The sequence below is a fragment of the Flavonifractor sp. DFI.6.63 genome (assembly GCF_024462255.1).
Taxonomy (GTDB): Bacteria; Bacillota; Clostridia; order Oscillospirales; family Oscillospiraceae; genus Lawsonibacter_A; species Lawsonibacter_A hominis.
The window spans coordinates 13,592-31,326 of sequence record NZ_JANGBE010000030.1; the positions used below are offsets into that span (position 1 = coordinate 13,592).

The following is a 17,735-nucleotide window of genomic DNA, read 5'->3' on the forward strand; positions in this document are numbered from 1 at the left end:
AAAAACAGGGCAACGCCGCCTCCCAAGCCGGACGGCGGCGTTTTTGCGCCTATTTTGTCACTCCTTGTCATTCAGCTGTAGTTGTGAAATGGACAGGGAAGGGGTAAAATAGGGCAAATGAATTGTGAGGAAGAAAGGGGGCGTAAGCCCATGAAACGGTTGATTCCTCTGGTGGCGGTGCTGTTCCTGCTGGCGGGATGCACGCAGGGCTGCGGCCCCGGAGTAGAGAACGTACCTACGCCGGAAACCGAAGCCACGCCCACGCCGCTTGCCAGCGTCCGGCCCACCGTTGCGCTCACACCCGCGCCGTCCGCTGCGCCGGAGCCTACGCCGGAGCCCACGCCGCCGCCGGAGCCGTCGGAGCCGGTGCTGGTGGACCCGGTCCCCATGCCGGAGGAGACGCAGGTGCTGCCCACGCCCACACCGGAGCAGGGGGGTACGGCCGTGCCGGATGATGAAACGGTGCTGGCTGCGTACCGTCAGGCGGTGGAGGTGTTCGGCTGGTTCCAGATGGCCACGCTGCCCGCCGATCCTGCAGATCAGGTGGCGGTGGGCGAGATCCTGTACAGCCGGGTGGATTATCCCGGCCTGGCGACCCTGGCCGACCTGCGGGGCTATCTGAAAAACCGGTTCTCGGACGAACTGGTGGAATCCCTGCTGCCCGCCGGGGGCACCCAATATGTGGATCTGAACGGCGCGCTCTACGTCCAGGAGGGCGCGCGGGGCGCCGACATCACCAAGGGCGGAGAGACCGCCCAGGTCCTTCGGGACGGCAATCCCGACCGCTGCACTGTGCAGGTGACGGTGGAGGTGCTGGATCCGGAACAGGGCTTTGCCGTGGTGGGCAGCGAGACCTATGACTTCCCCTATGAAAAGGTGGGGGATAAGTGGATTTTTACCAGCTTTTCTCTCGTCCGGTAAAAAAATCGACAAATTCAGCGGGGTTCAGGCGCTATAATCGCAGTATACCAAATTTTGGTATACTGCGATTTTTTGTATCAGGAGGGACAAGCCATGGCAGTGAAATGCACCGGGGAGGACCGGGTGCTTACCGCGCAGGTGTCCGGCGAGGTGGATCACCACGGCGCCCGGGAGATCATGGGAGAGCTGGAACGGAATATCGAAACGTCTCTGCCCCGGGTGCTGGAGCTGGACTTGGGGGGCGTGACCTTTATGGACAGCTCGGGCATTGCCGTACTGCTGCGGGCTTACCGCCGTCTGGGCGCGCTGGGGGGCGAGGTACGCGTGCACAACGTCCCCCCCCAGGCGGCCCGTGTCCTGCGGGCGGCGGGGTTGGACAAGCTCATCCGCTTTTAGGGCCGGGCTGCCCGGGCGCTTGGGAATACCGATTTTTGCAATTACGGTCGGGGCCGCCGGGAGCGGCCCCCATGGGAGGTTTTTGTACATATGAAAGCGATCAATGAGGCAGCGGTCACCTTTCTCAGCCGCTCGTCCAACGAGGGCTTTGCCCGGACCACGGCGGCCTGCTTTGCCGCCCAGCTGGACCCCACTCTGGACGAGGTCAACGACATCAAGACAGCGGTGAGCGAGGCGGTGACCAACTGTATCGTCCACGCCTACCCGGATACCCTGGGCAGGATCAGTATGAAGCTGCGCCTGTTCGAGGACAACAGTTTGGAGATCGTGGTAAAGGATTGGGGCGTGGGGATCGCGGATGTGGAGCAGGCCCGCACGCCGCTTTTTACCACCGGAAGCGAGGAGCGCTCCGGCATGGGATTCACCATCATGGAGAGCTTTATGGATACCCTGAAAGTCCGTTCTGTGCCCGAACGGGGGACCACCGTGACCATGCGCCGCCGTATCTCCCGCCGTCTGGGGGGCCGAGTGTGAGCGTGGCGGATACCCCCGATCTGCTCCGGGAGGCGAGAAACGGGGACAACGAGGCCTGCGCCAGGCTGATCGAGGAGAATGCCGGGCTCATCTGGAGCATCGTGCGCCGCTATTATGGCCGCGGCGCCGATCCGGAGGACCTGTACCAACTGGGCTGCCTGGGCTTTTTAAAAGCGGTGCGGGGCTTTGACCCGGCCTTCGGATGCCAGTTCTCCACGTATGCCGTGCCCAAGATCGCCGGGGAGATCCGCCGCTTCCTGCGGGATGACGGGGCGGTGAAGGTCAGCCGGGGCCTGAAGGAACGGGCAGGCAGCATCCGCACCGCCCGGGACCGGCTCTCCGCCCGGCTGGGCCGGGAGCCGACCCTGAGCGAGCTGTCCGAAGAGACCGGACTGGAGCCGGAGGAGATCGCTGCCGCAGAGGAGGCCAATCTGCCGGTGGCCTCGCTCCAGATGGAGACGGGAGACGGCTTTACGCTGGAGAGCGTGCTGGGGACCGACGGTATGGAAGAAGGAATCGTGGAGAAGGTGGCCCTGCGGGGGGCCGTCAACGCCCTGCCGGAGCGGGAGCGGCAGGTGATCCTGCTGCGGTACTTCCGAAACCTGACCCAGGAGAAGGCGGCCCGGGTGCTGGGGGTCTCCCAGGTGCAGGTCTCCCGCATCGAGCGCCGCGCCATGGAGAGCCTGCGGCGGAAGCTGGAAGAATAGCGGACGAAGACGGCAGAAAAGGGTTGCGTGTGTCCGAAGAGCAGGGGGCAAAAGCCCCCTGCTCTTGGTTGTTGTGGGGAGCGGAGCCTCCCGGGGAGAGGCGCAGGCGCGGCTGCCGGCAGGGCTTGCAGCGCTGTGACGCAGAACTGTTGATAGCTGAAAGCTATAGGTGAAAAGGCTATTGCTGTAAGCTATAATAAGCGCAGGGAGTGATGAGGATGGATTACAAAACCCTCATTCGGGAAAAACGAAAGGAGAAAGGGATCAGCCAGGGAAAGCTTGCGGGATTGGTGCAGGTGTCCCAGCCTTTCATTGCGGAAATCGAAAGTGGGCGCAAGAAACCGTCTCTGGATGTTTTGATGCGGATTTGCACTGTATTGGAAATTTCTTTATTTGGTGAGGAACGAAAAGATGAATGAGATTCTCTATATCGTGGTTCCGTGCTACAACGAGGAAGCGGTCCTGCCGGAGACCTCCCGGCGGCTGCGGGAAAAACTGGAAACGCTTGCAGCCATGGGGAAGATTTCCCCCCAAAGCCGGGTGCTGTTCGTCAACGACGGCTCAAAGGACAGGACCTGGGAGATCATCCGTGCCCTGCATGAGGAGTGCCCCCTGTTTTCCGGGGTGGACCTGACCCGCAACCGCGGCCACCAGAACGCCTTGCTGGCCGGGCTGATGACGGCCAAAGACCGCTGCGATATGGCCATCTCCATGGATGCGGACCTGCAGGACGACGTGGACGCGGTGGACGCCATGGTGGACAAGTTCCAGGAAGGCTGCGACATCGTCTACGGCGTGCGCTCCAGCCGGGCCAAGGATACCTTCTTCAAACGCTTTACCGCCGAGGGCTTCTACCGGCTGATGAGCCTTATGGGGGCGGAGACGGTGTTCAACCATGCCGATTACCGCCTGATGTCCCGCCGGGCGCTGGAAGGGCTGAGTCAGTTCCGGGAAGTCAATCTGTTCCTGCGGGGCATCGTGCCGATGGTGGGCTATCCCTCGGCCGTGGTGGAATACGAGCGGGGGGAGCGCTTTGCGGGAGAGAGCAAGTACCCGCTGAAAAAGATGCTCTCCTTCGCCATGGAGGGCATCACCAGCCTGTCCACCAAACCCATCCGCTATATCACGCTGCTGGGCTTTTTGATTTTCCTGGTCTCCATCGTCATGCTGGCCACGTTCATCGTCAAATGGGCCCTGGGCATGACGGTGGCGGGCTGGGCCAGCGTCATCTGCTCCGTGTGGGCCATCGGCGGGCTGATCCTGCTCTCCCTGGGGGTCATTGGAGAATATATCGGCAAGATCTATCTGGAGACCAAGCAGCGGCCCCGGTTCCTGATCCGCACGGTGCTGGAGGAAGACGATGGGTAAGCTGATCGACGGGAGCATCCCCAAATTCCTTCTGGTGGGCGTGGGCAACACGCTGCTGTCCATGGCGCTTATGTTTTTGCTGGAGGGGCTGGGCTACTGGCCCTCCACCGCCATCGCCTATGTGGCCGGAGCGGTCATGAGCTTCTTTCTCAACCGGCATTTTACCTTCCGCAGTCAGGAGACCTTGGGACGCTCGGCAATCAAATTTGCCGTTAACGTGGCCGTGTGCTATGTGCTGGCTTACGCCCTGGCGCAGCCCATCGCGGGCTGGGTGCTGGGATACAGCGGTATTGCGCCCATCTGGCAGGAACGGCTGACCAAACTGGGGGGCATGGCTCTGTACACCGTTTTGAACTACTTCGGACAACGCTTTTTTGCGTTCCGGAAAAAAAAGAAGTAGGGCGGAGGTCCACCTTCGTCCTTGCCCGCTGAGAGGCGCGTATGCGCAACTCGGCAGATCCAGAGTTGGGGAGGCAAAATCGCTGGTTGTGGACTTTAATGACATGGAAGAACGAAAGGTGCCAGGAAGGCACGGCGGCACGGGTGAAATGACGGCGAAAATGCTTGTGGGCGAATACGGAAAAAACTCATTTCCTGCCGCATTCCTGCCGGTGGATTGATCAGCTTGCATAAGCACGTATCAAGCGGTGATGTCAACTATGTCATTTCGGGAATTGGAAAAGCTGTCTGTGATGGGACTGAGGAACTGCTGACCAGCGGGACCTGTCATATCTGTAAAAAGGGTCTGAACATAGCATGGTGAATACAGTGGGCGATGATTTGGTTTTATTTACGGTGGCTGTGGAGCGGTAAAGTCCAATTCGATCGGATATCAGGCCATACAATTGGCGCCAAGGATGCGGGAAACCGGCGCGCCTAAAAACACGGCATTGGCTTGCCGCAACGCTGACCTTGCGATTGCGCCGCGCCTTCTGGCAGCGATACATTCAAAATAAATCCCGGTTTTACCAGGACATGGAAAACGGGACGGCAGAGCATACCTGCCGTCCCGTTTCTTGCCCGCTTACCGGCGATCCGTCCTGTTTTTGGTCCGCTGCGTTTTCCGGGTCACCACCACACAGCAGGCCAGGTCGCCGGTGATATTTACCGTGGTGCGCGCCATGTCCAGCACCCGGTCGATGCCCAGGACCAGCCCCACCCCTTCTACCGGCAGGCCCACGGACTGGAGCACCATGCTCAGCATGACGGCCCCCGCGCCGGGCACTCCGGCGGTACCGATGGAGGCCAGCGTGCAGGTGACGATGACGGTGAGCTGCTGTGCGGGGGAGAGGGTCAGGCCGTAAGCGTTGGCGATAAACAGGGCGCATACGCCCTGGTAGATGGCGGTGCCGTCCATATTGATGGTAGCGCCCAGCGGGAGGATGAAGGAGCGCACCGGGTGCGGCACGCCCAGACGCTCGGCGGCCTCCATGGAAAAGGGAAGAGAGCCCGCCGAGCTGGCGGAGGAAAAGGCGAAGACCATGGCGGGCAGGGCCTGGCGGAAAAAGCGCAGAGGGCTGACCCGGCCCAGACCCCACACCGCCGCCGAGTAGCCCGCCAGAACATGGACTAGGCAGGCCCCGTAGACCAGGGCGACGACGCCCAGAAAGGACAGAAGCACCTGTGGGCCCAGCTGTGCCACGACCGGTGCGATGAGGGCGAATACGGCCACGGGGGCCAGCTTCATCACAAAGCCGGTGAGGGCATACATGGCCCGGGCCAGACTGTCAAAGACGCCGTAGAGCGGCTCGCCTGTGCCGCCCAGCGCGAGGATAGCGGCCCCAAGCGCCACGGCAAAAAAGATGATCTGGAGCATATTGCCCTCGGCCAGCGCGGCGACCGGGTTGGCGGGCACCAGGTTGAGCAGGGTGTCGGCCAGACGTACGGTCTCCTCCTCGGCCGGCGCGTCCGGAAGGGCATAACCCAATCCCCGCCCCACAGGGAACAGGTTGCCCGCCAGCAGACCCAGGGTCACCGCCACGGCGGTGGTACAAAGATAAAAGAGGATGGTACGCGCGCCGATGCCCGCCGCCTGCCGGGCGTCCCCCAGACCGCAGGTGCCCGTCACGATGGAGGAAAAGACCAGGGGGACCACCAGCATCTTGACCAGGTTTAAAAACAGCGTGCCCACGGGCTGAATATAGTCCGCGGCAAAGCCGGGCGCACCCTGGAGCGCCAGCCCGGCCAGCACGCCCAGGCCCAGGCCGATCAGGACCTGTATGGATAGCGGCAGCCTGCGCTTCATCCCACTCCCCCCAATTCAGGGTTAGGATACGAAAAAGACAGGAAAAAGATGCGCGGCGGCCGCAAAATATACTAGACTGAGGCGGGGAAGGAGCGGGAACGCTAAGGAGGATATCCCGGCAAAACGGAGCGCGCACCGCAATGAGAGCGCGAAAGATACGGGGAAGCGCTCCCAAGGCAGCGGAGTTTTTTGGAAACCTTAGGCATCACCGCACAATTCCCCACGCACGTCTTGGCGGCCAATTTGCCCCACAAATGCGTTGCAAAACCTTGCAATACAAAAAGTATTCCTGCGGTTTTGCGCCTTTTTGCGGCACAAATCTTCGCGCCAATCCGCACGCGTTGAATGATGCAGTAATGCCCTTAAACAATTTTAATATTCCTTTTAGGATTGCTGCAAGGGAATGGTGCTATAATGAAGCCATCAATTTGGAAGGAAGTGTCTCAATGACGAGAGGAAAACGATGGCTGGCCGGCCTGCTGGCCGCCCTGATGGCGTTCACGGCCCTGCCTGCCGCGGCTCTGGCTGCGGACGCGCCCCGCACGCTTACCCGCGGCGAGGTATGTGAGATCCTGCTTGCCGCAGCCGACGATTATCACAGCGGACTGACTGCGGCCGATCTGCTGAAGGGGGACGGAAGCGGCGATCGGGCGGAGGGGCGCCCGGTCACCCGGGCGGAGGCCCTGGTGATGCTCTCCCGAGCCTTCGGCCCCCTGCCTGCGGCGGCGGGGGACAGCGCTCGCTGGGCCTATCCCGCCGCCCGCTTTACCGATGTGCCTGCCTGGGCGCAAACAGAGCTGGCCGATGTGTTCGCCGCGGGCATCGTAGCGGGCACCAGCGCCACGACCTTCTCTCCCGAGCTGCAAGTGACCGACCAGCAGCTGGATCTGCTGCTCCGCCGGGTGTACGCCCTGGAGGGGAGCAACCGGAAGGACGATTTCTACGCCGCGGTCAACCGGGAATGGCTGACCGCTTCTACCATTCCCGCGGGCTATGCCTACAGCGGCGCCCTGTATGATCTGGGCTATGAAGTCACCGGGCAGGTATCCGAGATCATCCGGGAGATCGCCGCCTCTGCCCCCAAGGAGGGCACCCCGGAGGAGAAGATCAAAAACCTCTACGAGAACATCCTGGATTGGGACGCCCGGAACAAAGCCGGAATCACGCCGATCAAGCCCTATCTGGACGCCATCGGCCGGGCGGAGAGCCTGGATGCGCTGATGAAGGTCCATAACGACGTGTCCAGTCAGCTGGGCGCCTCGCTGGCGCTGGGCTTTGGCCTGACGGTGGACCAAAAGGACAGCGGGAAATACATCCTCACCTTTGGGAGCCTCTCCCCCTCGCTGGGCAAAGAGGACTATGCCGCCGGCGCCGGGATCAAAGACGCCTACCTCCAGTATCTGACCACGCTGCTCACGCTGGGCGGGGAGGATGCAGCCAAGGCTGCAAAGGACGCTCAGGCTTATTATCAGGTGGAGCAGGACCTGGCCGGCGCCATGATGGACCGGCAGGAGTACGGCGATGTGGACAAAACCTATAACCTCTACACCATGCAAGCGCTTCAGGCGCTGTTCCCCAACGTGGACCTGGATGCGGTGCGGGAGGCGGAAGGCCTTTCCGAGGGCGAGGCGGTCATGGTTCAGGACGTAGCCCTGCTGGAGACCGCCGCAGCCTATTTTGACGAGACTCACCTGGAAACGCTGAAGACCATAATGAAGCTCTATCTGCTGGGCAGCTTCGGCAGCGCGCTGAACCGGGCGTTTACCGATGCCTCCGACCGGCTCCAGCAGGCCATGTACGGCACCGACACCAGCCTGCCCGACGAGGATCTGGCCGCCCAGCTGGTACAGGCTTACCTGGCCGATTATCTGGGCGAGGTCTACGTGGAGCGCTACTTCTCCGCCGAGGCCAAGGCCGATGTGGAGGCCATGATCGAACAGTTCCGGGGTATTTATAAGGAACGCATCCTGGCGCTGGACTGGATGAGCGCCGCCACCAAGGAAAAGGCCGTGGAGAAGCTGAACGCCATCACGGTAAATGTGGGATATCCCGACCGCTGGGATACCTATCTGGATGACGCCCAGATCAGAAGCGCCGCTCAGGGCGGAAGCTATTTTGAAAATCTGGTGTCCATCACCCTGGCATCCCGGGCGGAGGCGGCGGCCCTGCAGGATCAGCCGGTCGATAAGACCGCCTGGCAGATGTCCCCCTATACGGTGAACGCCTATTACGACGCGACCTCCAACAGCATCAATTTCCCTGCCGGAATCCTCCAGGCGCCCCTGTATGACGTGCAGGCCGACCCGACCGAGAACCTGGGCGGCATCGGCTATATCATTGCCCATGAGATGACCCATGCCTTCGACAACAACGGCGCCAAGTTCGACAAGAACGGCAACGCCGCCGACTGGTGGACCGAGGAGGACTACGCCGCTTTCCGGCAGCTGTGCCAGCGGGTCGTGGCGTTTTACGACGGAGTAGAGGTCATCCCCGGCGTTACCTGCAACGGGAATCTGACCCTCTCTGAGAATATTGCGGACCTGGGCGCCCTGGCCTGCATCACCCAGGCTGAAGGCAAGGAAAAGCAGCCCGACTATCCAACGCTTTACGAGAGCGCGGCCCGCACCTGGACCTTTACCGGGACCCGGGAGATCTACGCCTATCTGGCACAGCTGGATGTGCACGCCCCCGGCAAGCTGAGGGGCAACCGGGCTCTGCAGGCATTCGATGAATTCTATGCCGCCTTCGACATCCAGAGCGGCGACGGTATGTGGCTGGAGCCGGAACAACGCGTACAGGTCTGGTAAAACAAAACGGCGCTGCTTTCCCACGGGAGAGCAGCGCCGTCTTTTCGGTCAGAAAAACGGGGGGATGGAACGGGAACTCAGACACCGTCCTTCAGTTTGAGGATATACATGCCGTCGTGCCAGGTATCCATGTAGATATACCCGCGGTCGTCCACTACGCAGTCTTCGGTGGTGGCCAGCATGGGACCCGGGACGGGGATGTCGAAGAGGAGCTTCTCGGGATTCGGCGGGATGAAGTAGGCCAGCTCCTTGATATAGTAGGGGTCGGACACGTCGTACACCCGCATGCCCGCATGGAAGTAGCAGCAGTAGACCCGATTGGGGTTCTGGTCCAGCCAGGGCTTATTGCTCATGGGTTCGTGGATGTTGTGGGGGCCGAAGGGGCCCTGCATGCCGTCCAGACCGGCGGTGTTGAAGTTGGGCCAGGGGAAGTGCTCCGGCACCTCGGGATAGGGGAATTCCGCCACCAGCTGGGGATCGGTGGGGTCGGAGATGTCGATCATGTGCAGGTTGTTCATAGGCTGAGCGCCCTTGCGGGGGCCGTTGGTGAGAATGTCCTTGTTATAGAAGGGAAAGCGCTCCCCCTCGTTGGTGGCCACCAGGAAATTGCGGCCGGGCAGGGGAAGGCAGGTATGAGTGCGGGCCCCGGCGTACTTGCCGGAGAAGGGCCCCTTCAGCTTGAGCTGGCCGACCTTTTTGGGCCGGGTGACATCGGAGATGTCCAGGATGACCAGGCCCTCGCAGTAGTAGGACAGATAGGCCAGGTCGCCCACCACGAACGGAGGCCCGTGAAGCTGCGGCCAGTCCATGAACTCCCAGTGCTGTGGGCCGTCCACGGGATACTCGCCCGCTTTCATACCGTCGGTAAACTGGCGGGGCTCCCACCAGCGGCCCACCTCTACCGGGTGAGTGGGATCGATGATGTCCAGGATCCGGTAGATGTTGCCGGTAAAGCCTGGGCAGTCGGCGGACAGATGGACGTAGCGCCCGCCGTTGTACATAAAGCGGTGCACACCCATGCCGTCCGGCACGCCGGTCTCCCATTTGGAGAGCAGCTTGGGGTGGACGGGGTCGCTCTTGATGTCAAAGATCTGCAGGCTGCCCAGGCTCTTGTCGCCGGGCTTGCAGCCGTGGAGAAAGGACACGCCGCCGCCGGTGGCGCCGATCATCAGGCCGTCGGCTACCTGGATCTTGGGGGTGTTTGTGGCGGGGTACTCCTTGGGGTCGCACGCCTGCATCCAGTTGACCACCCTGGGTTCGGCGGGATCGGTCACATCCACGATATTCCAGCCCGGCCCGCGGAAAGATCCGCAGTACATATAGTATCTGCCGTCGTCGGTTTTGTGCAGGGCCATCTGGAAGGCGTTGACGCCGTTGAGATCGCAGAAGCCCACCACTTCCATGTTTTTGATATAGCCCTCGTTTCCGGGGCTCTTGGCGTAAAAGGGAGCAGACAACATTTTTACCTCCTGTTCGGAATTGCTTCTATTTATAAGGTTAACCGAAAATCGCCGCCGTGTCTAATAACAATTATCGCATCAATCGGATAACCAAATGCGTATGTTTCCCGATAAAGAACATTAAAAATGGTTAAAATCAACATGGGGCCCCTTGCGCCGGGCGGCAAAAGGGGGTAGAATAAGGCCAGATTCCAGAGGTAATGCCAAGCAGAACAAACAGGAGGTTTTTCATATGGCTTTTTTTGACGAGTTAAAGGAGCGTGCGGTCGACTTGGGCCGGGCCGGCGTGGCCAAGTCCAAGCAGCTGGCGGAAATCGGCAAGCTGAACCTGAGCAGCGCGGGCGAAGAGGACGCCATCAAGAAGGCGTATATCGAAATCGGCAAGCTCTATTATGCCGAGCGCGGCATGGCGCCCGAGACCGCTTATGTGGCCCTGTGCGAGAAGATCACCGCCAGCAAGATCACCATCGAAGAGAACAAAGCGCGCATTGCTGAGATCAAGGCCGAGGGCAATGTATCCGACGCGGAGGTCCCGCCCGTGGTCACCGACGTGCCCCCTGAGGAGCCGAGCGGCTGCGACTGTGGCTGCGAGGTCCACGAGGACGACAAGCCCCAGGAGTAACCCTCAGCCCAAAGACGTCAAACAGCCCGCACGGAAGACTCCGTGCGGGCTGTTTGGCGTTGCTTACAGGATGCGGCGCGCGCCGACGTATACGTTGTTGTAGTGACCATAGGTCAGGTTGTCGATCTTTACGGTATATGTATTGGTGGAGGCGTGGATGAATTCACCGCTGCCGATATAGATACCCACATGCGAGGCCGCCTTGGAGGTGTTGTACTTGAAGAATACCAGATCGCCGGGCTGCAGCTCGCTCTTGGAGACCGACACGCCGTTGGACAGCTGGGTGGAGGCGGTGCGGTTGATGGTGTAGCCGAAGTGGCGGTACACATAACTGGTAAAGCCGGAGCAGTCGAAACTGTTGGGGCCGTTGCCGCCGTAAACATAGGGAACACCCAGATACTGTTTGGCGTAGTCCGCTACCTGCTGCCCCAGGGAAGTGGCGGCGGCAGCGACGGTATCGTCGCCGCGGGAACCGGCGGAGTCCTTGCAGGTGACCATATAATCGCTGCTGACATAGCCGCTCAGGCCGCCGGAGGTATTGATCTTGTACCAGCCGCTGTCGATGCCCACGATGGTGACCACAGCGCCGTTGGAGAGGGCGGCGACCTTGTCGTATCCGGTGCCCGGGCCGCTGCGCATATTCAGGGTGGAACCATCCGTCTGGACCAGCCCGTAACCGATGGCCACGTCCGCTTTCTCAGACACCGTCAGGTACTCGCCGGACATATAGCCCTCCACGGACCTATAATCCACTTTGTACCAGCCGTTCCCGGCATCCTCCAAAATCACCACGGCGTCGCCCTTGGCGGCGGTGGCCAGAATAGTGGCCTCCGTCCCGGCCTCCTCCCGCAGACGCAGCGCGTCGGCCTCTACGGTACCGACGCCCAGGCTGGCGGCGGAAGCGCCTATGGTGCAGACGGCGGCCAGGGCGGTGGTGAGCAGCGCGGTGCGCAGCAGCTTGGCAGGCAGTATCATCGGCTTGTCCCTCCGTTCAAAGGTTGAGCCGCACGCAGACTGCGGCGGCTTTTTTATCATTGGTAACGATCCCGGCTCACTTGCTGGACAGGGCCCGGTCCAGCCATACGGACGCTACGTCCATAGCGGCATACAGGCTGTCCTTCTCGGTCTTTTTGACCACGCGGTCGCGGCTTTTCAGATCGGGGTCGGTCAGCTGGAGCTGGACGGCCACCTTTGTGGCCAGCTCCAGATCCTGCTCTTTCCTGCTGTTCAGAACCTGGAGCATGATGATATATTTTTCTGCCATGCTGCCGTAATAAATCAGGCTGTCCTTACGGCGAAGCGGATGGCCTTTGTAGGTCAGGGGGATATCCTTATTTGACATGAGAGCCTCCTTTTACAGGCTGTAACAATCCTGAAACACTGTAACCAAATTGTAACACATTGTTTCCGTTCCGTCAACCGCTTTCCGGGCGGAAATTTCCGGAATTTTCTCCCAAAGACGTCCTAACGGGCGGACGGGCCCGCAGCGGGACGCAGGCGGGCGAACAGAGCGAGCAGAGCGAGAATCAGAGCGGCCAGCATCAACAGGGCTTCCGCCAGCATGACGTAAGTGCGTCCGCCCAGAGAGAGGATCAAGGTATATCTTTGGCGCAGATAGACGGCATAGGCGCTCAGGGAGGAGAGCTGCACCAATACGGCGCAGTACCAGCGCCGGGGAAGCGCGCAGGCCCAGGCCAGGGTGAGCACGTCGGCCAGGAAAAAGTAACGGTCGTGCATATAGGGCAGCAGGAAGGGCACTCCGATGGCCATGACCGCCGCCGCGGCCAGAAGGGCCGTTTCGTCCGCTGTTTTCCGGTGCCGCCGGAGCAGCGCCAGCAGAGTCAGCACCAGCAGCAGCGCCGCGGCGATCCCCAGCTTGGCGCCCAGCGTCTCGTCGACCTGGGCGTCATAGGGCAAAAAAGAGAAAACCGTGGCGGCGTTGTAGCACAGACTTCCCACCCCCTCCTGGGTCTGGCCCAAATAGACCCCCAGAATATCGCCCAGAGGCTTGCCCAGCAGGAGGGCCGGCAGGATGGTGACGCCGTAGGCGGCAGGAAAGCAGAAGAGATGGCGGAATTTGAGGCGGCCCATGAGCCAGAGCGCGCCCCACAGGGGAAGCAGAAATACGGTCTGCAGTTTGAAGGAAAAGGCCACCCCCAGCAGCGCCAGAGAGGACTTGGGCCGCTGTTCCAGCGCGCAGGCCAGGGCGTGGAGGGTCAGCGCGCCGTAAAGGGAGTCGCACTGGCCCCAGCAGGACCCGTTGAGCACCACCGTGGGCAGAAGGAGCAGCAGGCAGAAGCACACCAGGGGCCGGACGCTGTCCGGCGGGCAGAAGCGCCGGACCAGCCTCAGCCCGCCCCAGGCCAGCACGACATCGAAGAGGATGGAAAAGAGCTTGATGAGATACAGGTCGGGCACCGGCAGGTAAGAGATGGCGGCCAGAAAATAGAGATAGGGCGCGTTGTAGTTGCCGATCGGCAGGCGTACCGCGGCAAAACCGCCGTTTTCCCGGAAAGCCTGCGCCCACTGGGACAGGAACGTCTCGTAGTCCGGCGTCACATAGTCCAGCAGCAGGGCGCGCAGGAAGAATGCCAGGCCGATGGGCAGCAGGGCGGTGAGCAGCCATCCGGCCGGGAAGCGCCGGAGCGCCGGAGGAACGGCGGCGCCGGCGGCTATGGCCGCCAACAAAAGAAATACGGCACACCGTGCCCCGGCGGAGCCGCGGGTCAGACCAAGAACAGGGACCAGGCTGAGCAGGAGCAGAGCCAGCCCGGTCCCGGCACAGAAGAGGGCGCGCAGAGAAGGACGGGGAGAAAGCGGCTGGGAAGACATCCTTTCACCTCACTCACGATCACTTGAAAAAGGGAAAAGGCCCGGAGCAGCGCTCCGGGCCTTTTCCGATCCTTACAATTCGACGGGGGCCGGGACGACCTCGTCGGCAATCGCTTCGCCGTCGGAAGCATCGCTCTCGGCGGTGCCCTCGTCGTCCACCTTGTCGTACTTGCGGTAGATGCTCAGACCGGAACCGGCGGGGATCAGCTTGCCGATGATGACGTTTTCCTTCAGACCCAGCAGGTGGTCCACCTTGCCCTTGATGGCGGCCTCGGTCAGGACCTTGGTGGTTTCCTGGAAGGAGGCGGCGGACAGGAAGGAGTCGGTGGCCAGACTGGCCTTGGTGATTCCCATCAGGATGCGGGTGGCGGTAGGCAGGCGCAGCTCGATGCCGTCGCTGGTCTCGCCGGCGTCGATGCGGTCCTGAACCGCGCGCTTGGCGTCCAGATACTCGATCAGGTCGATGGTGGAGCCGGAGAGCAGATCGGAATCGCCCGCGTCCTCTACCCGGACCTTGCGCATCATCTGGCGCACGATGACCTCAATGTGCTTGTCGTTGATATCCACGCCCTGCTGACGGTAGGGCTTCTGGACCTCCTGGATCAGATAGTCGTACACTGCATGGACGCCGCGGATGCGGATCACGTCCTGGGGGTAGAGGGCGCCGTCGGTGAGCGCGAAGCCCTTGGCCACCTTGTCGCCGTTCTGGACCCGGAGGCCGGCGGAGTAGGGCAGGGCGTAGGTGACCACCTCGCCGTCGTCGGCGGTGATGGTCACATTGCACATGGAGTTGCGCTTGGCCTCTTCCAGGGTGACGGTGCCGCTGATCTCAGCCAGCTGGGCCATCTTCTTGGGCTTGCGGGATTCAAACAGCTCCTCGACGCGGGGAAGACCCTGCGTGATGTCGCCGCCGGCCACGCCGCCGGTGTGGAAGGTACGCATGGTCAGCTGGGTGCCGGGCTCGCCGATGGACTGGGCGGCGATGATGCCCACCGCCTCACCGGCGCCCACGCGCTCGCCGATGGCAAGGTTGATGCCGTAGCACTTGGAGCAGACGCCGCTGCGGGACTCGCAGGTGAGCACGCTGCGGATCTTGACCTCGCAGATGCCGTGCGCCTCCAGGAACTTGGCGTCGTCCACGGTCATCATGCGATCGTGGGAGATCAGCACCTCGCCGGTCTTGGGATCGCACACGTCCTCCACCGGGTAGCGGCCCTTGAGCCGCTCGCCGAAGGTCTCGATGACCTGGCCGTTTTCCACGATCTCGCTGACGGTGATGCCGTCGTGGGTGCCGCAGTCGTGCTCCCGGATGATGACCTCCTGGGACACGTCCACCAGACGGCGGGTCAGGTAACCCGAGTCGGCGGTACGCAGCGCGGTATCGGCCATGCCCTTCCGGGCGCCTCGGGAGGAGATAAAGTACTCCAGCACGGACAGGCCTTCGCGGAAGTTGGACTTGATGGGGATCTCGATGGTACGGCCGGAGGTGTCGGCCATCAGGCCGCGCATGCCGGCCAGCTGGCGGATCTGAGCGGAAGAGCCGCGGGCGCCCGAGTCCGCCATCATCCAGATGGGGTTGTACCGGTCCAGACCCGCCATCAGGGCCTCGGTCACGTCCTTGGTGGTCTTCTCCCACGCCTCCACCACCAGGCGGTAGCGCTCGTCGTTGGTCAGGAAGCCGCGCTTGTACTGCCGGTCGATCTTGACGATCTCCTGCTCGGTGGCGGCGATGAGGCCGTTCTTCTCGGGCGGCACGGTCATGTCGTAGATGGAGACGGTCAGCGCGCCCCGGGTGGAGAACTTATACCCCTTGGCCTTGATGGTGTCCAGCACGCCGGCGGACACGGTGAAGCCGTGCTTGGTGATGCACTTGTCGATGATCTTGCCCAGCTGCTTTTTGCCGGTGACGAAATTGATCTCCGGCTCAAACATGGCCTCGGGGTCGCTGCGGTCCACAAAGCCCAGGTCCTGGGGGATCCCCTCGTTGAAGATCAGGCGGCCCACAGTAGTACGCACCAGCTTGTGGAGCACCTTGCCGTCCACCTCGCGGGAGCGGCGGACCAGGATGGGCACGTGCAGCTCCAGCTCTCCCTCGTCATAGGCCAGACGGGCCTCAATGTCGTCGGAGAAGACGTGGAGCACCTCCCGGGGCAGCTGGCCGTCCTCCGTTTCGGCGCAGATGCCGGCGTAGGTGGGAATATCGTCCAGACGGCCGGGGGCCTTGACCCAGATATAATCGTCGGGGGCCACCACGCCCTCAGCCAGGGCGGCCTTGACGCTGGCCACATCATCGAAGGTTTCCCCGATGGTGTGCTCGGGGTATTTCTCGTAAGTCAGGTAGTAGGAGCCCAGCACCATGTCCTGGGTGGGCACGGTGACGGGGCCGCCGTCCTGGGGCCGCAGCAGGTTGTTGGCGGACAGCATGAGCACCCGGGCCTCGGTCTGAGCCTCGGCGGACAAGGGGACGTGGACAGCCATCTGGTCGCCGTCGAAGTCGGCGTTGAAGGCGGTACACACCAGGGGATGGAGCTTGATGGCGCGCCCCTCCACCAGCACGGGCTCGAAGGCCTGGATGCCCAGACGGTGCAGGGTGGGGGCGCGGTTGAGCATGACGGGGTGGTCCTTGATGACGAACTCCAGCGCGTCCCACACCTCGGCCCGGCCCTTGTCCACCATCTTCTTGGCGGATTTGATGTTGTTGGCCAAGCCGTCCTCCACCAGCTTCTTCATGACGAAGGGGCGGAAGAGCTCGATGGCCATCTCCTTGGGCAGGCCGCACTGGTAGATCTTCAGCTCGGGACCCACCACGATGACGCTTCGGCCGGAATAGTCCACGCGCTTGCCCAGCAGGTTCTGGCGGAAGCGGCCCTGCTTGCCCTTGAGCATATCGCTCAGGCTCTTGAGCGCGCGGTTATTGGCGCCGGTGACGGCGCGGCCCCGCCTGCCGTTGTCGATGAGCGCGTCCACGGCCTCCTGGAGCATGCGCTTTTCGTTGCGCACGATGATGTCCGGGGCGTTGAGCTGGATGAGACGCTTGAGGCGGTTGTTGCGGTTGATGACCCGGCGGTACAGGTCGTTCAGGTCGCTGGTGGCGAAGCGGCCGCCGTCCAGCTGTACCATGGGGCGCAGCTCCGGCGGGATGACGGGCAGGACGTCGATGATCATCCACTCGGGCTTGTTGCCGGAGATGCGGAAGGCGTCCACCACCTCCAGGCGCTTGACGATCCGGGCCTTCTTCTGGCCGGAGGCATCCTTGAGCTCGGCGCGCAGCTGGGCGGAGAGCTGCTCCAGGTCAATGTCCTGCAGCAGCTTCTTGACCGCTTCGGCGCCCATGCCGGCCTCAAAGTCGTCCTCGTACTTCTCCCGCATATCGCGGTATTCCTTCTCGGAGAGGATCTGATTCTTGGCCAGAGGAGAGAAGCCGGGGTCGGTGACGATATAGCTGGCGAAGTAGAGCACCTTCTCCAGGATGCGGGGGCTGATATCCAGCAGCAGGCCCATACGGGAGGGGATGCCCTTGAAATACCAGATGTGGCTCACGGGGGCGGCCAGCTCGATGTGGCCCATGCGCTCCCGGCGCACCTTGGCCCGGGTGACTTCCACGCCGCAGCGGTCGCAGATCTTACCCTTGTAGCGGATCTTCTTGTACTTGCCGCAGTGGCACTCCCAGTCCTTGGTGGGCCCGAAGATGCGCTCGCAGAACAGGCCGTCGCGCTCGGGCTTCAGGGTGCGGTAGTTGATGGTCTCGGGTTTTTTGACCTCGCCGTAGGACCACTCGCGGATCTGTTCCGGGGAGGCGATACCGATCTGGATCGCGTCGAATTCAGCGTAACTCATAGTCTC

16 protein-coding genes are annotated in these 17,735 nt (G+C 62.1%); 10 read left to right on the forward strand and 6 right to left on the reverse strand.

Features of this window, described 5'->3' with window-relative positions; all coding sequences use genetic code 11:
• The first annotated feature begins 150 nt into the window (after window positions 1-150).
• From NE547_RS13910 to NE547_RS13945, 8 genes are all read left to right on the forward strand, one after another.
• Window positions 151-921, forward strand: a complete 771-nt coding sequence (locus NE547_RS13910; protein WP_256176202.1) for a hypothetical protein — start codon at window positions 151-153, stop codon at window positions 919-921.
• A 93-nt stretch (window positions 922-1,014) separates the two neighbouring features.
• Window positions 1,015-1,317 (forward strand): STAS domain-containing protein, encoded by a 303-nt coding sequence (locus NE547_RS13915; RefSeq protein WP_186906228.1) that lies wholly within the window; start codon window positions 1,015-1,017, stop codon window positions 1,315-1,317.
• 90 nt (window positions 1,318-1,407) lie between these two features.
• The gene (gene spoIIAB, locus NE547_RS13920) at window positions 1,408-1,851 is read left to right on the forward strand and encodes an anti-sigma F factor (RefSeq protein ID WP_186906227.1); all 444 of its coding nucleotides are present in this window, start codon (window positions 1,408-1,410) and stop codon (window positions 1,849-1,851) included.
• The gene (locus tag NE547_RS13925; protein ID WP_186906226.1) at window positions 1,848-2,558 is read left to right on the forward strand and encodes a sigma-70 family RNA polymerase sigma factor; all 711 of its coding nucleotides are present in this window, start codon (window positions 1,848-1,850) and stop codon (window positions 2,556-2,558) included. Before spoIIAB ends, NE547_RS13925 begins: the two co-directional genes overlap by 4 nt.
• 218 nt (window positions 2,559-2,776) lie before the next feature.
• Window positions 2,777-2,977: a helix-turn-helix domain-containing protein gene (locus NE547_RS13930; RefSeq protein ID WP_186906225.1), complete on the forward strand. Its 201-nt coding sequence runs from the start codon at window positions 2,777-2,779 to the stop codon at window positions 2,975-2,977.
• Window positions 2,970-3,926 (forward strand): glycosyltransferase family 2 protein, encoded by a 957-nt coding sequence (locus tag NE547_RS13935; RefSeq protein WP_186906224.1) that lies wholly within the window; start codon window positions 2,970-2,972, stop codon window positions 3,924-3,926. Before NE547_RS13930 ends, NE547_RS13935 begins: the two co-directional genes overlap by 8 nt.
• Entirely contained in the window at window positions 3,919-4,326 is a 408-nt protein-coding gene (locus NE547_RS13940; RefSeq protein WP_256176203.1) for a GtrA family protein, read from the forward strand. The genes NE547_RS13935 and NE547_RS13940 overlap by 8 nt, the downstream gene beginning before the upstream one ends.
• 88 nt (window positions 4,327-4,414) lie before the next feature.
• Window positions 4,415-4,546 carry a hypothetical protein gene (locus NE547_RS13945; protein ID WP_256176204.1) on the forward strand — a complete coding sequence of 44 codons (132 nt, stop codon included), beginning with the start codon at window positions 4,415-4,417 and terminating at the stop codon, window positions 4,544-4,546.
• Between the two features lie 404 nt (window positions 4,547-4,950).
• Here the strand turns inward: NE547_RS13945 and NE547_RS13950 are convergent, their stop codons facing one another.
• Window positions 4,951-6,171: a dicarboxylate/amino acid:cation symporter gene (locus tag NE547_RS13950; protein WP_256176205.1), complete on the reverse strand. Its 1,221-nt coding sequence runs from the start codon at window positions 6,169-6,171 to the stop codon at window positions 4,951-4,953.
• A gap of 446 nt (window positions 6,172-6,617) precedes the next feature.
• Here NE547_RS13950 and NE547_RS13955 point away from each other — a divergent pair, with 446 nt between their 5' ends.
• Window positions 6,618-8,978, forward strand: coding sequence for a M13-type metalloendopeptidase (locus tag NE547_RS13955; protein WP_256176206.1), 2,361 nt, complete (start codon window positions 6,618-6,620; stop codon window positions 8,976-8,978).
• Between the two features lie 77 nt (window positions 8,979-9,055).
• Here the strand turns inward: NE547_RS13955 and NE547_RS13960 are convergent, their stop codons facing one another.
• Window positions 9,056-10,438, reverse strand: coding sequence for an LVIVD repeat-containing protein (locus tag NE547_RS13960; RefSeq protein WP_256176207.1), 1,383 nt, complete (start codon window positions 10,436-10,438; stop codon window positions 9,056-9,058).
• A gap of 232 nt (window positions 10,439-10,670) precedes the next feature.
• Between NE547_RS13960 and NE547_RS13965 the strand changes: the two genes are divergently transcribed.
• Window positions 10,671-11,060, forward strand: a complete 390-nt coding sequence (locus NE547_RS13965; RefSeq protein WP_186906218.1) for a serine proteinase — start codon at window positions 10,671-10,673, stop codon at window positions 11,058-11,060.
• Between the two features lie 63 nt (window positions 11,061-11,123).
• Here the strand turns inward: NE547_RS13965 and NE547_RS13970 are convergent, their stop codons facing one another.
• From NE547_RS13970 to rpoC, 4 genes are all read right to left on the reverse strand, one after another.
• Window positions 11,124-12,035 (reverse strand): SH3 domain-containing C40 family peptidase, encoded by a 912-nt coding sequence (locus tag NE547_RS13970; protein WP_186906217.1) that lies wholly within the window; start codon window positions 12,033-12,035, stop codon window positions 11,124-11,126.
• A gap of 76 nt (window positions 12,036-12,111) precedes the next feature.
• Complete coding sequence (locus NE547_RS13975) at window positions 12,112-12,402, reverse strand: hypothetical protein (RefSeq protein WP_186906216.1); 291 nt, start codon at window positions 12,400-12,402, stop codon at window positions 12,112-12,114.
• A gap of 122 nt (window positions 12,403-12,524) precedes the next feature.
• Window positions 12,525-13,892: a conjugal transfer protein TraL gene (locus NE547_RS13980; protein WP_256176208.1), complete on the reverse strand. Its 1,368-nt coding sequence runs from the start codon at window positions 13,890-13,892 to the stop codon at window positions 12,525-12,527.
• A gap of 72 nt (window positions 13,893-13,964) precedes the next feature.
• Window positions 13,965-17,729 carry a DNA-directed RNA polymerase subunit beta' gene (rpoC, locus tag NE547_RS13985; protein ID WP_256176209.1) on the reverse strand — a complete coding sequence of 1,255 codons (3,765 nt, stop codon included), beginning with the start codon at window positions 17,727-17,729 and terminating at the stop codon, window positions 13,965-13,967.
• Window positions 17,730-17,735: the final 6 nt, after the last annotated feature.

Excerpts from the sequence above, each read along its gene's own strand:
- NE547_RS13975 (WP_186906216.1), bottom strand. The coding sequence starts at position 12,402 with ATGTCAAATAAGGATATCCCCCTGACCTACAAAGGCCATCCGCTTCGC.
- NE547_RS13950 (WP_256176205.1), bottom strand. The coding sequence starts at position 6,171 with ATGAAGCGCAGGCTGCCGCTATCCATACAGGTCCTGATCGGCCTGGGC.
- NE547_RS13955 (WP_256176206.1), top strand. The coding sequence starts at position 6,618 with ATGACGAGAGGAAAACGATGGCTGGCCGGCCTGCTGGCCGCCCTGATG.
- NE547_RS13915 (WP_186906228.1), top strand. The coding sequence starts at position 1,015 with ATGGCAGTGAAATGCACCGGGGAGGACCGGGTGCTTACCGCGCAGGTG.
- NE547_RS13940 (WP_256176203.1), top strand. The coding sequence starts at position 3,919 with ATGGGTAAGCTGATCGACGGGAGCATCCCCAAATTCCTTCTGGTGGGC.
- NE547_RS13910 (WP_256176202.1), top strand. The coding sequence starts at position 151 with ATGAAACGGTTGATTCCTCTGGTGGCGGTGCTGTTCCTGCTGGCGGGA.
- NE547_RS13980 (WP_256176208.1), bottom strand. The coding sequence starts at position 13,892 with ATGTCTTCCCAGCCGCTTTCTCCCCGTCCTTCTCTGCGCGCCCTCTTC.
- NE547_RS13930 (WP_186906225.1), top strand. The coding sequence starts at position 2,777 with ATGGATTACAAAACCCTCATTCGGGAAAAACGAAAGGAGAAAGGGATC.
- rpoC (WP_256176209.1), bottom strand. The coding sequence starts at position 17,729 with ATGAGTTACGCTGAATTCGACGCGATCCAGATCGGTATCGCCTCCCCG.
- spoIIAB (WP_186906227.1), top strand. The coding sequence starts at position 1,408 with ATGAAAGCGATCAATGAGGCAGCGGTCACCTTTCTCAGCCGCTCGTCC.
- NE547_RS13935 (WP_186906224.1), top strand. The coding sequence starts at position 2,970 with ATGAATGAGATTCTCTATATCGTGGTTCCGTGCTACAACGAGGAAGCG.
- NE547_RS13960 (WP_256176207.1), bottom strand. The coding sequence starts at position 10,438 with ATGTTGTCTGCTCCCTTTTACGCCAAGAGCCCCGGAAACGAGGGCTAT.
- NE547_RS13965 (WP_186906218.1), top strand. The coding sequence starts at position 10,671 with ATGGCTTTTTTTGACGAGTTAAAGGAGCGTGCGGTCGACTTGGGCCGG.
- NE547_RS13970 (WP_186906217.1), bottom strand. The coding sequence starts at position 12,035 with ATGATACTGCCTGCCAAGCTGCTGCGCACCGCGCTGCTCACCACCGCC.